This is a genomic window from Salinilacihabitans rarus (genome assembly GCF_024296665.1).
Taxonomy (GTDB): Archaea; Halobacteriota; Halobacteria; order Halobacteriales; family Natrialbaceae; genus Salinilacihabitans; species Salinilacihabitans rarus.
The window spans coordinates 1,258,960-1,272,325 of the sequence record NZ_CP100762.1 but is presented as its reverse complement, the minus strand read 5'-3'; the positions used below and the strand labels follow the sequence as shown (position 1 = coordinate 1,272,325).

The window sequence follows — 13,366 nt, the reverse complement described above, 5'->3', positions numbered from 1 at the left end:
CGAGTTTCTACACGAACGCGCCCGTACGGGCGCGTATGATCGTCTTCGTCGCAGGCTCGACCGGCGTGCTCGGCCGCCGACTCGTCGACCGACTCGCCGACCGCGGTCACGACGTCGTCGGCCTCGTGCGCGACGACGCGGGCGCCGAGCGGGTCCGCGAGCGCGGCGGGCGACCCCGCTACGGCGACGTCCTCGAACCCGCCGGCCTGCGGGAGGCCGCCGAGGGGGCCGACGTCGTGGTCCACGCCGCGACGGCGATTCCGACCGGCCGCAGGCCCTCGGCCGCGGACCGGGAGCGAAACGACCGGGTCCGGATCGAGGGGACGCGGACCCTGCTCGACGCGGCGGACGCGGTCGGGGCCGACCGCGTCGTCCTCCAGAGCGTCGTCTGGGTCGCCCGCCGGCCCGACGGCCGGCCGTTCGACGAGACGGCCGAGCCGAATCCCGACCGGACCACGCGGTCGGCGCTCGACGCCGAGCGACTCCTCGTCCACGGCGCGGGCGAGCGGGGGCTCGAACGCGTCCGCGAGCGGTGGCTCGACGAGGGGACGATCCGCGAGAGCGGCGACGGCTACGAGTGGGCGGAGGCGTAGCTCACGCCCACGGCGGCTCCGTCAGGTCCGCGAGCGAGTCGAGGACGTACGTCGGGGCGGGATCGGGTGGCGACTGCGCGGCGGGGTCGGCGGGAACCCACGCCGCGGCGACCCCGGCCGCCCGCGCGCCGGCGACGTCGGTCGCGAGCGAGTTCCCCACGTGGACTGCGCGCTCCGGCGTCGCGGCGAGCGCCTCCAGCGCGCGCTCGAACGGGTCGGGCGCGGGCTTGGCCGGACCGTCGAACCCCGCGAAGACGACCGCCTCGAACGCGTCGGCGAGGCCGACGGCCGAGAGCTTCGTGCGTTGCATCCGGGGGTCGCCGTTGGTCACGAGTCCGAGGCGATACTCGACGGCCAGCGCGTCGAGGGCCCGGCGAGCCCCGTCGAGCGGGACGACGTCCCGCTCGACGGGGCTCGCGCGAGTAGGCGTCGGCGACGGCGAGGCCCGCCTCGCGGTCGTACCCCGACTCGACCGCGAGGTCGCCGAAACACCGCCGCCGGAGGTCGTCGATCCCGGAACTCGCCTCCAGGTAGTCGTCGTACCGGGCGTAGTAGTCGCCGACCGAGAAGAACGGGTCGACGTCCGCCCGCGAGAACGCCGCCGAGAGCACCTCCCCCGGCGGCCGCCGGTAGGCACAGAGGGTGTCGTCGAGGTCGAACAGGACGGCGTCGATTCGGTCGCCCATCGGTCGACTGGAGGGGAGAGCGCGAGGTAAATCGGTCGGTCAGCCGCGACGATAGCCGCCGTCCGTCCGCTCGGCGAGGTCCAGCAGGACCGCCCAGTCGAGCAGCCGGCGGACGCGTTCGCGCCAGACCTCGTCGAGCCGGTCGCCGTACTTCTCGCGTTCGTAGGCGGGGATCTCCCCTCGGAACCGCTCGTAGACGTCGTCGGCCGGGAGGGGGTCGGCGGCGGCGTCGAGGATTTCGAGGACCGCCTCGGCGCCGTAGACCCGTTCGCGGAACGCCCGCCGGAGGTCCCCGGGGGCGGGGTCGGCGTCACGCCGCCGGCGAAAGCCCGCCGGGCCCTCGGCAGCGAGGTCGAGCGCCCGGAGGAACGTCAGCCACGTCGCCGCCTCGTCCCGGGCGTCGACGGGGGTCCGCCGGACGATCCGGGCACAACAGTCGTCCTCGCTGCCGGGGACCAGCGGCACCGCCTCCCGGACGGTCTCGACGACCGAGAGGTCCGGCGGCGCGGCGGGGACGAGTTTGAACCGCACGCTAGAGGCCGAACGACTCGGCGAGCAGTTCCTCGTCGGTCTCGCCGTGGACGTACGTCGGGCCGCCGAGCACGTCGATCGTCACCGACGCGGGCGCGAACAGTTCGGCGGGGGTGTCGTCGAACGACCAGTCGCGCTCCTCGAAGATGTCGGCGAACGGCCGGCCGTGCTCGGCCGCGGCGGTCGAGGGCACCTCGTCGAAGTAGTCGGCGTCCTCGCGGACGATCAGGTGGGCCCGGCCGCCGTAGGCCAGCGCGTCGTTCGTCCGGGCGATCGCGGCCCGCTCGTCGGCGGCGACGGGGGCGACCGGGGCCCGGCCGGTCGCCGAGACGATATCGAGCGGGTCGTAGCCGAGTTCCGCCAGCCGGAACGTCGCGAGTTCGGCCGCGCGGGCGGCGTTGGTGACGCTGCCGACGACGCTCGCCGTCGGGAACGCCAGCAGGAAGACGCCGCTGGGTTCGACGTCCGCGAGGTCGGCGACCTGTTCGGCCGCCGCTTCGGTCGGGAGTTCGTCGGTCTCGACCGCGAGCGCAGTCAGGTCGAAGACGTCCGTGTAGCCGATCCGGCGGAACTCCTCTTCCTCGGCGACGAGCGCGCGGGCCGGCCCGCTGCCAAGCCCCTCGAAGTCCTCGGTGGCGAGCTCCCAGCCGGCCTTCTGCGAGCACAGCAGCGCGAGCGCGGGCTGGTCGGTCGTCAGTTCGACGTGGGGGAGCGACGCGCCGGCGACCTCCGCGAGGTGGCGACTCGGCGTCGCCAGCCCGGCGGTCTGGATCTCCGTGAGCAACAGCCCCGCCTCGAGGCCGGCGTCGAACTCGACGCCGAAGTCGAGGACGGTCGCCTCGTTGTCGAGGTCGTAGCCCCCGACGTTCAGTTCCTCGGCGTATTCGAGGGCTTCGTCGACCAGCTCGATGGCCATCCGGTTGAGACTTTCCATGCCCCCGGGTTCGCCCTCCGCGGTAAAACCGTTTGTCGGTCGCCGTCGCGCTCGTCTACGCCGCGACCTCGTAGCCGGCGTCCTCGACCGCGCCCGCGATCGTCTCGTCGTCGACGAGGGACTCGTCGTGCTCGACGCGCACCTCGCCCGCCTCGTGGTCCGCGGTCGCCGACGAGACGCCTTCGAGCGATTCGAGCGCCTCCGTCACGTTTCGCTCGCAGCCGTCACAGGCCATCCCGTCTACGGGAAGTGTGGTCCGTTCCATGCCCGGGCCTACCGGGTCCGGCGTGTTGAACGTATCGCTCCCCGGCGTCAGTCGCCGCCGCGGGCCTCCCGCCCGAGGTGTTCCTCGACCGACGCGACCTTCTCGGCCGCCGGGGCGTCGCTCGCGCGCTTGTCGTCGATCTTCAACACCGTGCTCACGCGGTCGGCGTCGATCGCCTCGTGGGCCGCCTGCGCGGCCGCGAACAGTTCGTCGACGTCCGCGGCCTCGATGGTCGTCCCCATCGGGCCGGTCTCGTACTCGACGTCGAACGCGTCGAGGGCGTCGACCGCCTTCGCGACCTCCCCGGCCATGCTCCCCTCGACGACGGGCGCGGTACTCAGGAATCCGATGACCGTCATGTACGGAGGATGTCGCTCGAAGCGAAAATAGCTGTCCGTCCCGTTCGCGGGGCCGGCGTCGGCGGGCGTCGCGGCGCGCGTGCGCCCGGCGGTCAGTGGGTCGTCGGACGGGCCGTCTCCGCGGGCGGGTAGATGAAGATGTCGCCGTTGGCGAAGACGTAGACCTCGTGATCGAGGGCGGTAAAGCAGACGTGGCCGCCGTCGCGCGGACTGCCGTCGGTTTTCGACCCGAAGATGCGCTCCAGGGCGTCCGGATCGACGCTGTCGTACAGCGAGAACTCGCCCTGCGAGACGTCGACGTCGGCGACGCTCGCGAGCGCGTGCACGATCGTCGCCGTTAACGTGGCGCTTCCGTCGTGATCGTACCGGAGGACGTAGCGATCGCTCGCCGGGTCGTACTGGGGCTCGTGGGGGTCGTTGGGGGAATTCAGTTTCGTTTGCATTGCGGTACGGCGATGTTCAATCGTCGGTTGACCCGTAGTACCGGACGGTACAAAAGTTAATCGCCGACATAATCGGTCGACGAACGTGTCATTTCGATCCGACTAACCGTCGCAGCCGATCGAGTTACGTCCCCGGCCGACAGTCGCCTCGACCGACGTGAGCGCGGCTCGGAGGCGGGCAGAATCGTGCGGAAATACGGGGTTACCGGCCGGCGGTCCGCCGAGTTCGCGCTCACGGAAAACGGGCACACGCCACGCGGCGCTCGTCGGCGTCGTTCAGCGAAAATGCGCTGGCTGGGATTTGAACCCAGGTTGTGACCATGGCAAGGTCACGTGATACCACTACACTACCAGCGCCCTGCTGCACTCTCAACTACTCCGGGAGAGGTGTATAAGGGTTGCGAATCGGAGCCGCTTCGTCACTGACCGACACGCCGTCGGCGGCTTTCCGTCCGACTCCGTTCCTCCCGGCCGAAATCGGGCGACCGTTCTCCCGACGCGACGGACCGGTGTGGGACTCGTTCACTCGGAGGCGAGTATCGCACGAATCGTCAGGAATCGGGCCCTGTGAAGCCTTCACAGCGGAGAACGGAGACCGCTACCCTTTTAAGACCCTGTACGCAACACATCGCTACAGTCTAGTGACGCGGCGCCGAAGCGTCACGGCATGACCGTCAGCGTACTCGTGCCGTCGTCGCTCACCCGGGAGGCCGAGGACAAACGCGAGGCGACTCGCAAACTCGGCTACGTCGCCCGCGCGGCGACGATCTTCCGGGCCGACCGCCTCGTCGTCTTCCCCGATCGGGAGGGCGAGACGGGGCGGTTCGACGGCGGGTTCGTAAGCACCGTACTGCGGTACGCCGCGACGCCGCCGTACCTCCGAAAGGAGGTGTGGGGCACGCGGGACGAACTGGAGTACGCGGGCGTCTTGCCGCCGCTCCGCGCGGCGTCACAGACCGGCTCCGAATCGGACGGTTCGGGGTCGTCAAGACAAGGGATCGTGACCGAGGTCGGACCTGATGACCGCGTTCGGGTCAATTGCGGACTGCAACACCCGATCTCCCTCAACGTGCCGCCGAAAATGGCGGCCGGAGAGGGGGAGCGCGTGACCGTCAGGATCTCTTCGCGACGACCGGTCCGGGCGAAACTCGTCGACGAGCCCCTCCCGGGGCTGTCGGTCGAGCGGACGGACCTTCCGGCGGCGCTCGGCCGTGAGGACGCCGGCGTTCGCATCGCAGCCTCCCGATTCGGTGCAGAACTCACCGTCGGGCGGCTGGAGACGCTGGCCGGGCGCGTCGACCGTGACGGCATGACCGTCGCGTTCGGCGCACCCGAGCGAGGGCTGCCGGACATCCTCGGAATCGAGGCGTCCGACGTCACCGCGTCGGCGGAGACCGGTGACGGCGGCGGAGTCGAGCCCACAGACACCGATCCAGGGTTCGACCTCTGGCTGAACACGGTTCCGAACCAGGGGAGCGAGGTCGTGCGAACGGAGGAAGCGATGTTCGCCACCCTCGCACCCCTCTCACTGAGAGCGTGATAGAATGCCACAAAAACACGCACCACGCAAAGGCTCACTCGGGTTCGGCCCACGAAAGCGGGCGACCAGCGAGGTCCCCCGCTTCTCGTCGTGGCCGGACGACGACGGACAGCCGACGCTCCAGGGTTTCGCGGGCTACAAGGCCGGTATGACCCACGTGGTGATGGTCGACGACGCGGCTAACTCGCCGACCGAGGGAATGGAGACGACCGTTCCCGTCACCATCGTGGAGACGCCGCCGATGCGCGCCGTCGCCCTGCGTGCGTACGAAGAGACGCCGTACGGACAGAAACCGATCGGCGAGGTCTGGACCGACGAGTTCGTTCCCGAACTCGACCGCGTCCTCGACTTCCCCGGCGACGATTACGACCGCGAGGCCACCGAAGCCGACCTTCGGGAGGCCGTCGACGCCGGTCGCGTCGCGGACGTCCGGGTCATCACCCACACGGTGCCCGCCGACGTCCCGTCGGTTCCGAAGAAGAAACCCGACGTCATGGAGACGCGCGTCGGCGGCGGTTCGGTCGCGGACCGCTTCGAGTACGCGCTCGGCCTGCTCGACGAGGGCGGCGAGCACGTCATGAACGACGTCTTCCGCGCCGGCGAGTACGTCGACGCCGCCGGCGTCACCAAGGGGAAAGGGACCCAGGGGCCCGTCAAGCGCTGGGGCGTCCAGAAGCGCAAGGGCAAGCACGCCCGGCAGGGATGGCGCCGCCGCATCGGGAACCTCGGCCCCTGGAACCCGAGCCGCGTCCGCTCGACGGTCCCCCAGCAGGGCCAGACCGGCTACCACCAGCGGACCGAACTGAACAAGCGCCTCGTCGACTTCGGCGACGGCGACGACGTGACGGTCGACGGCGGCTTCGTCAACTACGGCGAGGTCGACGGGCCGTACGCGCTGATCAAGGGCTCGCTCCCCGGGCCGAACAAGCGCCTCGTGCGCTTCCGCCCGGCGATCCGACCCGGAGACCAGCCGCGCCTCGATCCCGAGGTGCGCTACGTCTCCACCGCATCCAACCAGGGATAATCCATGGAGGCAACAGTACGAGACCTGGACGGCGCCGAGGCGGACTCGGTCGATCTCCCGGCGGTCTTCGACACGGAGTACCGCCCGGACCTGATCGCCCGAGCCGTTCGCGCCGCCCAGGCCAACCGGAAACAGGACTACGGCGCCGACGAGTTCGCGGGCATGCGCACGCCCGCGGAGTCGTTCGGGAGCGGTCGGGGCATGGCCCACGTCCCGCGACAGAACGGGCGCGGCCGCCGCGTTCCCCAGACCGTCAAGGGTCGCAAGGCCCACCCGCCGAAGGCCGAGAAGGACTGGACCGAATCGATCAACAAGAAAGAACGGAAGCTGGCCGTCCGCAGCGCCGTCGCGGCGACCGCGGACGCCGAGCTAGTGGCCGAGCGCGGCCACGCCTTCGACGACGGCCTCGACCTGCCGCTGGTCGTAAGCGACGAGTTCGAGGACCTCGTCAAGACGAAGGAGGTCGTCGCGTTCCTCGAGGAGGTCGGCGTCCACGCGGACGTCGAGCGCGCCGACGAGGGTCGCAGCGTCCGCGCGGGCCGCGGCAAGACCCGCGGGCGCAAGTACAAGCAGCCGAAGTCGATCCTCTTCGTCACCTCGAGCGAGACCGGCCCGTCGAAGGCCGCCCGCAACCTCGCGGGCGCCGACGTCGCGACCGCCGCCGAGGTGTGCGCGGAGGACCTCGCGCCGGGCGCCCAGCCCGGCCGGCTGACGATCTGGACCGAGAGCGCACTCGAGGAGGTGGCCGACCGATGAGTTCCGTTGCACGCTCCGCGCGCAACGACCTCGTCGGTCTCACCGGAGGTGAGAGCAAATGAGCGTGATCGACTTCCCGCTCGTGACGGAGAAGGCGATGAACGACATGGACTTCGAGAACAAGCTCCAGTTCGTCGTCGACGTCGACGCCACCAAACCCGAGATCCGCGACGAGGTCGAGGAGCGCTTCGAAGTCGACGTCGTCACGGTCAACACGCAGGTGACCATGCAAGGCAAGAAGAAAGCGACAGTGACGCTGTCCGAGGACGACGACGCCCAGGAAGTCGCCTCGCGAATCGGGGTGTTCTAGATGGGACGGCGCATTCTCGGACAACGGCGCGGTCGCGGCACGCCCACCTTCCGGGCGCCGTCGCACCGCTACAAGGCGCAGCTCGACCACAAGAAGGCCGAAGACGGCGACGTCGTCTCCGGCGCCGTGGTCGACATCGAGCACGACCCCGCCCGCTCGGCGCCGGTCGCGGCCGTCGAGTTCGAGGACGGCGAGCAGCGACTCGTCCTCGCGCCCGAGGGGGTCGCGGTCGGCGACGAGATTCAGGTCGGCGTCTCCGCGGAGATCGAGCCGGGCAACACGCTCCCGCTCGCCGAGATCCCGGAGGGCGTGCCGATCTGTAACGTCGAGGCCAAGCCGGGCGACGGCGGCAAGTTCGCCCGCGCCTCCGGCGTCAACGCGGACCTGATCACCCACGACCGCAACGCCGCGGTCGTTCAACTGCCCAGCGGCGAGGTCAAGCGCCTCGACCCGCAGTGTCGCGCGACCATCGGGGTCGTCGCCGGCGGCGGACGGACCGAGAAGCCGTTCGTCAAGGCGGGCAAGAAGCACCACAAGATGCGCGCACGCGGCACGAAGTGGCCGCGCGTTCGCGGGGTCGCCATGAACGCCGTCGACCACCCGTTCGGCGGCGGCGGCCGCCAGCACCCGGGTCGCCCCAAGTCCGTCTCGCGGAACGCTCCGCCGGGACGGAAGGTGGGCGACATCTCCTCGCGCCGTACCGGCCGAGGTGGTAACAAATGAGCCAGGAGTACAGAACCGGCCGCGAAGGTGACGAGTTCACCTACCGCGGCTACACGCTCGACGAGCTACAGGAAATGGAGCTCGAGGACGTCGCGGAACTGCTGCCCGCACGCCAGCGGCGAAGCATCGAACGCGGCCTCTCCGTCGAGAAGCGCAAGCTGCTCGAGGAGGCCCGCGAGAAAGACGAGCAGGAGACCGCCAACTCGCCGATCCGGACGCACCTGCGGGACATGCCGGTGCTGCCGGAGTTCGTCGGCCTGACGTTCGCCGTCTACACCGGCCAGAGCTTCGAGCGCGTCCGGGTAGAGCCCGAGATGATCGGCCACTACCTGGGCGAGTTCCAGCTGACGCGCAAGTCCGTCGAGCACGGACAGGCGGGTATCGGCGCGACTCGCTCCTCGAAGTTCGTCCCACTGAAGTGATCCACGCATGGGAATCAACTACTCGGTCGACGCGGACCCGGACGCCACCGCGAAAGCGATGCTCCGGGAGCGTCACATGAGCCACAAGCACAGCAAGGAGATCGCCCGCGAGGTCAAGGGACGAACCGTCGGCGACGCTCGCGAGTACCTCGAAGCGGTCATCGCCGGCGAGCGCTCCGTGCCGTTCAAGTCGCACAACAGCGGCGTCGGCCACCGCTCGGACGTCGAGGGCTGGGACGCCGGCCGCTACCCCGAGAAGGCCTCCGAGGCGTTCCTCGACCTGCTCGAGAACGTCGCGGCCAACGCCGACCACCAGGGGTTCGACGGCGAGTCGATGGAGATCGTCCACTGCGCCGCCCACAAGGTCGGCGAGTCGGTCGGCCGCAAGCCCCGCGCGATGGGACGGGCGACGTCGTGGAACACGCCGCAGGTCGACGTCGAGATCGTCGTCGAAGAGGTCGACGAGGAGGAGGCTGATACCTAATGGCAGACGAACACCAGTTCATCGAGAACGGCCTGCAGCGGTCCCAGATCGACGAGTTCTTCGCCGAAGAGCTCGGCCGCGCGGGCTACGGCGGTATGGAGGTCGCCAAGACGCCGATGGGCACCCAGATCGTCCTCAAGGCCGAGAAGCCGGGGATGGTCATCGGCAAGGGCGGCGAGAACATCCGGAAGGTCACGGCCGAACTCGAGCGCCGGTTCGACCTCGACGACCCGCAGATCGACGTGCAGGAGGTCGACGAACCCGACCTGAACGCGCGGATCGTCGCGGATCGGCTGGCGAACGCGCTCGAACGCGGCTGGTACTTCCGGAAGGCCGGTCACACGACGATCGACCGCATCATGGACGCCGGCGCGCTGGGCGCCGAGATCGTCCTCGCGGGGAAGGTCACCGGCGCGCGCTCGCGCGTCGAGAAGTTCAACCGCGGCTACATCAAGCACAACGGCGAACCCGCCGAGGAGATCGTCGACGAGGGCCAGGGCGTCGCCGTCATGAAACTCGGCACCATCGGCGTCACGGTCAAGATCATCCCGCCGGGCGCCGAACTGCCCGACGACTTCCAGATCTACGAAGACATGGATCCCGAGGAGGTCGTCCCCGAAGCCGTCGAGTACAACGAGGGCGAGGGCGGCGTCGAGGAACTCCTCGAAGGCGAGCCCGAGGCCGAGGAGGCCGAAGTCGAGGCCGAAGCCGAAGCCGAAGCCGAGGCCGCCGAACCCGCCGAGACCGACGTCGACGAGGAGGTCGTCGAGGAGGTCATCGAGGAGGAACTCGAGGCCGACGAGGAGCCGGCTGAAGAGCCGGAGGCCGAAGTGGCCGAGGCCGACGCCGACGAGGAGGCCCTCGAGGAACTCGACGAGGACGTCGAGGCCGAAGCCGAGGAACTCCTCGAGGAGATGGACGACGAGGGGGGTGACGCCTGATGGCGATCCTGCACACCGAGGAGATTCGCGACATGACCCCCGCCGAGCGACAGGCCGAACTCGAGGAGCTCGAGACCGAGCTGCTCAACGCGAAGGCCGTGCTCGCGGCCGGCGGCGCGCCGGAGAACCCCGGCGAGATCGGCGAGCTGAAGCGTACGATCGCGCGGGTCAAGACGATCCAGCGCGAGGAAGGCGACCTCGACGAAGACGAGGCGTAACACGATGGCACTGACACCCGAGACGCTGCCGCGACACGAACTCAACGGCCTGCCCGTCCGCGTCGTCGAGAGCGACGACCCCGGACGGGAGGGGATCGAGGGGCGCGTCGTCGTCGAGACGACGAACACCCTCTCGATCGAGGTGTGCGCTCCGCCGGAGGCGGAGCGATGGCGCGGCGATGAAACCGCCGACCAGCGCGAAGACTGCGAGTCTCGGGTCGTCACGGTGCCGAAATCGGGCTCGACGTTCGAGTTCGCGATCACAGATGACGCCGCCGACCTCGCAAAGGGGTCGGGGACCGCGTCCGAACTGGCCGACACTGAACCCGCGGCGGCTCCCGAGGATCGATCCTCGACCGCTGCGGACAGCGCTGGCGAGGGCGTGGCCTACGTTACGGTCGATGGATCGCGGCTGCTCTCACGACCCGCCCGACGCACCGAAACCAGAGGTGACTCACCATGGCAATAGGACTGGACGTACCCACCCCTCCGGAACCAGAGAATCCGGAGGAATACGACTACGAGAAGTGTCCGTTCTACGGCGAGCTGTCCGTTCGAGGTCAGGTCCTCGAAGGGACGGTCGTCTCGACGGACATGGACAAGACCGTGGTCGTCGAGCGAGAGTACGACGTGGCGGTCCCGAAGTACGACCGCCAGATGAAGCGTCGCTCGCGCATCCCGGCGCACGTGCCGGGCGTGCTCGAGCCGCTCTCGGTCGGTGACACGGTCAAGATCGCAGAGTGCCGACCACTGTCGAAGACGAAATCGCACGTGGTCGTCGAAGTAACCGAAGAAGCGACCGCCGAGGACGTCGCCGAACTCACCCGCCAGGCCGAACCCGAGCGGGAGCTGTCGAGCGGCGACGTCACGGAGGGCGCCGAAGCCGAAGCCGAAGCCGAAGCGGGTGATCAGTGATGGAGGCGATGAAAGCCGACGTCACGCAGGGCCTGAAGAAGGGCTCGCTCGTGACCTGCGCCGACAACACCGGCGCGCGCGAACTGAAGGTCATCAGCGTCTCCGGCTACCACGGCACGAAGAACCGCCAGCCGAAGGCGGGTCTCGGCGACAAGGTGACCGTCTCGGTCACCAAAGGGACGCCGGAGATGCGCCGCCAGGTCCTCGAGGCCGTCGTCGTCCGCCAGCGGAAGCCGATCCGCCGGCCGGACGGGACGCGCGTGAAGTTCGAGGACAACGCGGCGGTCATCGTCGACGAGAACGAAGAGCCCCGCGGAACGGAGATCAAGGGCCCGATCGCGCGCGAAGTCGCGGAACGCTTCGGCGCGATCGCGAGCACCGCCACGATGATCGTCTAGCATGAGCCGACAACCACGCAAACAGCGAAACCGAACGGAGCGTGCCCCGCTGCACCGGCGACAGAAGCAGCTGCACGCCACCCTCGCCGACGACCTCCGCGAGGAGTACGACACCCGTCGCGCCCGCGTCAACGCGGGCGATACGGTCGAGATCATGCGCGGCGACTTCGCCGGCGAGGAAGGCGAGGTCGTGCAGGTCGACCTCAAAGAGGCCGTGATCCACGTCGAGGACGTCACGGTCGAGACGGCCGACGGCGAGGAGGTGGCGCGGCCGCTCGAACCCTCGAACGTCCGGATCACGGACCTCGACCTCGAGGACGACCGCCGCGAGGCGCGCCTCGAAGGAGGTGACAACGAATGAGCAACCACCAGAAACGACTCTCGGTACCGAAGTCCTGGCCGGTCGAGCGCAAGACCGACGTCTTCACCGTGAAGGCCGGCGCCGGCCCCCACGGCGAGGACGGCGTTCCGCTGCTCATCCTGCTGCGGGACGTCCTCGGCTACGTGGACTCGAAGAAGGAAGCGCGCTACGCGCTCAGCGAGGACGCCATCCTCGTCAACGGCGAGCCGATCAACGACGAGCAACGGCCCATCGGGATGTTCGACATCATCTCGTTTACGGGTCGCGAGGAGTACTATCGCGTCTTCCCCGACGAGGGCGGCCGCCTCGCGCTGACGCCGATCGACGCCGACGCGGCCGACAGCCGCCTCGGCAAGATCGTCGGCAAGCAGCAGGTCGCCGGCGGCGTCACGCAGCTGACGCTGCACGACGGGACGAACGTCACCGTCGACGACGAGACCGAGTACAGCACCAACGACTCGATCGTCGTCGACAACGAGGACACCTCGATCGTCGCGCACTTCCCCTACGAGGAGGGCGCGCTCGTCACCGCCGTCCGCGGCAACCACGGCGGCAAGATCGGCGAACTCGTCGACATCGAGGTGACCTACGGCAGCGGATCGAACATCGTCACCGTCGAAACCAGCGTTGCGTCGGAGACGCAACGAGAAGACGACGACGGCGAGTTCGAGACCGTCGAGGAGTACGTCGTCGTCATCGACGAGAAGTTCACCGGCGGGGACGAAGACGTCGAAACCGACGGAGGTGAGGGCGAATGAGCTCCGAGTCCGAGTCCGGCGGCGACTTCCACGAGATGCGCGAACCCCGCGTCGAGAAGGTCGTCGTCCACATGGGCGTCGGTCAGGGCGGCCGGGACCTCGGCCACGCCGAGGACATCATCGAGGAGGTCACCGGCCAGGAGAGCGTCCGCACGCAGGCGAAGTCGACCGAACCCGACTTCGGCATCCGTCAGGGCGACCCCATCGGCACGAAGGTCACCCTCCGCGGCGACGACGCCTACGAGTTCCTCGAGACGGCGCTGCCGCTCGCGGACGTCTCGCGCAAGCAGTTCGACCAGACGGGGAACTTCAGCTTCGGGGTCGAGGAACACACCGAGTTCCCGAGCCAGGAGTACGACCCGACCGTCGGGATCTACGGGCTGGACGTCACCGTCAACCTGGTGCGTCCGGGCTACCGCGTCTCCAAGCGCGACAAGGCCACCCGGTCGATCCCGTCGCGACACCGACTGACCCCCGAGGACGCCGTCGCGTTCCTCGAGGCGAACTTCGACGTGGAGGTCACGGACGATGAGTGAAAGCGAAAACGACGCGACGGGCGAACACGCGGCAAAGCGCACCGGGCAGCTGGAATCCTGCCAGCGCTGTGGCCGCGAGCAGGGGCTCGTCGGCAAGTACGACATCAACCTCTGCCGGCAGTGCTTCCGCGAGATCGCCCGCGACATGGGATTCAAGAAGTACCGATAA

Annotated in this window: 22 protein-coding genes, 1 tRNA gene and 1 pseudogene; 17 read left to right on the top strand and 7 right to left on the bottom strand. The window is 69.2% G+C overall.

Annotated elements, in window-relative coordinates; genetic code table 11:
• Nucleotides 1-35: 35 nt before the first annotated feature.
• The gene (locus tag NKG98_RS06735; RefSeq protein ID WP_254768893.1) at nucleotides 36-593 is read left to right on the top strand and encodes an NAD-dependent epimerase/dehydratase family protein; all 558 of its coding nucleotides are present in this window, start codon (nucleotides 36-38) and stop codon (nucleotides 591-593) included.
• A gap of 1 nt (nucleotide 594) precedes the next feature.
• Here the strand turns inward: NKG98_RS06735 and NKG98_RS06730 are convergent.
• The 7 genes and pseudogenes from NKG98_RS06730 to NKG98_RS06700 all read right to left on the bottom strand — a co-directional run bounded on the left by NKG98_RS06730 (nucleotide 595) and on the right by NKG98_RS06700 (nucleotide 4,168).
• Nucleotides 595-1,279 (bottom strand): annotated as a pseudogene (locus NKG98_RS06730) (HAD family hydrolase).
• Nucleotides 1,280-1,318: 39 nt separating this feature from the next.
• On the bottom strand, nucleotides 1,319-1,810 hold the full coding sequence (locus NKG98_RS06725; protein WP_254768892.1) for a double winged helix-containing putative transcriptional regulator: 492 nt from the start codon (nucleotides 1,808-1,810) through the stop codon (nucleotides 1,319-1,321).
• Between the two features lies 1 nt (nucleotide 1,811).
• A complete protein-coding gene (gene mch / locus NKG98_RS06720) occupies nucleotides 1,812-2,744 on the bottom strand; it encodes a methenyltetrahydromethanopterin cyclohydrolase (RefSeq protein WP_254768891.1) in 933 nt (310 codons plus the stop codon).
• A 55-nt stretch (nucleotides 2,745-2,799) separates the two neighbouring features.
• A complete protein-coding gene (locus NKG98_RS06715; RefSeq protein WP_254768890.1) occupies nucleotides 2,800-3,009 on the bottom strand; it encodes a heavy-metal-associated domain-containing protein in 210 nt (69 codons plus the stop codon).
• A gap of 47 nt (nucleotides 3,010-3,056) precedes the next feature.
• Nucleotides 3,057-3,368, bottom strand: a complete 312-nt coding sequence (locus NKG98_RS06710) for an MTH1187 family thiamine-binding protein (RefSeq protein WP_254768889.1) — start codon at nucleotides 3,366-3,368, stop codon at nucleotides 3,057-3,059.
• A gap of 92 nt (nucleotides 3,369-3,460) precedes the next feature.
• Entirely contained in the window at nucleotides 3,461-3,811 is a 351-nt protein-coding gene (locus tag NKG98_RS06705) for a HalOD1 output domain-containing protein (RefSeq protein WP_254768888.1), read from the bottom strand.
• 286 nt (nucleotides 3,812-4,097) lie between these two features.
• Nucleotides 4,098-4,168, bottom strand: a tRNA-Gly gene (locus tag NKG98_RS06700).
• Nucleotides 4,169-4,478: 310 nt separating this feature from the next.
• Between NKG98_RS06700 and NKG98_RS06695 the strand changes: the two genes are divergently transcribed.
• From NKG98_RS06695 to NKG98_RS06620, 16 genes are read left to right on the top strand one after another with little or no spacing between them, the layout of a single operon-like run.
• The gene (locus NKG98_RS06695; RefSeq protein ID WP_254768887.1) at nucleotides 4,479-5,351 is read left to right on the top strand and encodes a putative RNA uridine N3 methyltransferase; all 873 of its coding nucleotides are present in this window, start codon (nucleotides 4,479-4,481) and stop codon (nucleotides 5,349-5,351) included.
• A gap of 4 nt (nucleotides 5,352-5,355) precedes the next feature.
• Complete coding sequence (locus NKG98_RS06690) at nucleotides 5,356-6,375, top strand: 50S ribosomal protein L3 (RefSeq protein WP_254768886.1); 1,020 nt, start codon at nucleotides 5,356-5,358, stop codon at nucleotides 6,373-6,375.
• Nucleotides 6,376-6,378: 3 nt separating this feature from the next.
• Nucleotides 6,379-7,131: a 50S ribosomal protein L4 gene (gene rpl4p / locus NKG98_RS06685; RefSeq protein ID WP_254768885.1), complete on the top strand. Its 753-nt coding sequence runs from the start codon at nucleotides 6,379-6,381 to the stop codon at nucleotides 7,129-7,131.
• 58 nt (nucleotides 7,132-7,189) lie between these two features.
• Complete coding sequence (locus NKG98_RS06680) at nucleotides 7,190-7,441, top strand: 50S ribosomal protein L23 (protein WP_254768884.1); 252 nt, start codon at nucleotides 7,190-7,192, stop codon at nucleotides 7,439-7,441.
• Nucleotides 7,442-8,164, top strand: coding sequence for a 50S ribosomal protein L2 (locus NKG98_RS06675; protein ID WP_254768883.1), 723 nt, complete (start codon nucleotides 7,442-7,444; stop codon nucleotides 8,162-8,164).
• Nucleotides 8,161-8,586: a 30S ribosomal protein S19 gene (locus NKG98_RS06670; RefSeq protein ID WP_254768882.1), complete on the top strand. Its 426-nt coding sequence runs from the start codon at nucleotides 8,161-8,163 to the stop codon at nucleotides 8,584-8,586. The genes NKG98_RS06675 and NKG98_RS06670 overlap by 4 nt, the downstream gene beginning before the upstream one ends.
• A 7-nt stretch (nucleotides 8,587-8,593) precedes the next feature.
• On the top strand, nucleotides 8,594-9,070 hold the full coding sequence (locus NKG98_RS06665; RefSeq protein ID WP_254768881.1) for a 50S ribosomal protein L22: 477 nt from the start codon (nucleotides 8,594-8,596) through the stop codon (nucleotides 9,068-9,070).
• Nucleotides 9,070-10,011 (top strand): 30S ribosomal protein S3, encoded by a 942-nt coding sequence (locus NKG98_RS06660; protein WP_254768880.1) that lies wholly within the window; start codon nucleotides 9,070-9,072, stop codon nucleotides 10,009-10,011. Before NKG98_RS06665 ends, NKG98_RS06660 begins: the two co-directional genes overlap by 1 nt.
• Nucleotides 10,011-10,229, top strand: a complete 219-nt coding sequence (rpmC, locus tag NKG98_RS06655; RefSeq protein ID WP_254768879.1) for a 50S ribosomal protein L29 — start codon at nucleotides 10,011-10,013, stop codon at nucleotides 10,227-10,229. The genes NKG98_RS06660 and rpmC overlap by 1 nt, the downstream gene beginning before the upstream one ends.
• A gap of 4 nt (nucleotides 10,230-10,233) precedes the next feature.
• Nucleotides 10,234-10,698 carry a ribonuclease P protein component 1 gene (locus NKG98_RS06650; RefSeq protein WP_254768878.1) on the top strand — a complete coding sequence of 155 codons (465 nt, stop codon included), beginning with the start codon at nucleotides 10,234-10,236 and terminating at the stop codon, nucleotides 10,696-10,698.
• Nucleotides 10,689-11,144, top strand: coding sequence for a 30S ribosomal protein S17 (locus NKG98_RS06645; RefSeq protein ID WP_254768877.1), 456 nt, complete (start codon nucleotides 10,689-10,691; stop codon nucleotides 11,142-11,144). Before NKG98_RS06650 ends, NKG98_RS06645 begins: the two co-directional genes overlap by 10 nt.
• Complete coding sequence (locus tag NKG98_RS06640) at nucleotides 11,144-11,542, top strand: 50S ribosomal protein L14 (RefSeq protein WP_254768876.1); 399 nt, start codon at nucleotides 11,144-11,146, stop codon at nucleotides 11,540-11,542. Before NKG98_RS06645 ends, NKG98_RS06640 begins: the two co-directional genes overlap by 1 nt.
• Before the next feature lies 1 nt (nucleotide 11,543).
• Entirely contained in the window at nucleotides 11,544-11,903 is a 360-nt protein-coding gene (gene rplX, locus NKG98_RS06635) for a 50S ribosomal protein L24 (protein ID WP_254768875.1), read from the top strand.
• Nucleotides 11,900-12,661 carry a 30S ribosomal protein S4e gene (locus tag NKG98_RS06630; RefSeq protein ID WP_254768874.1) on the top strand — a complete coding sequence of 254 codons (762 nt, stop codon included), beginning with the start codon at nucleotides 11,900-11,902 and terminating at the stop codon, nucleotides 12,659-12,661. The genes rplX and NKG98_RS06630 overlap by 4 nt, the downstream gene beginning before the upstream one ends.
• Nucleotides 12,658-13,197 carry a 50S ribosomal protein L5 gene (locus NKG98_RS06625; RefSeq protein ID WP_254768873.1) on the top strand — a complete coding sequence of 180 codons (540 nt, stop codon included), beginning with the start codon at nucleotides 12,658-12,660 and terminating at the stop codon, nucleotides 13,195-13,197. The genes NKG98_RS06630 and NKG98_RS06625 overlap by 4 nt, the downstream gene beginning before the upstream one ends.
• Nucleotides 13,190-13,366, top strand: coding sequence for a 30S ribosomal protein S14 (locus NKG98_RS06620; RefSeq protein ID WP_254768872.1), 177 nt, complete (start codon nucleotides 13,190-13,192; stop codon nucleotides 13,364-13,366). Before NKG98_RS06625 ends, NKG98_RS06620 begins: the two co-directional genes overlap by 8 nt.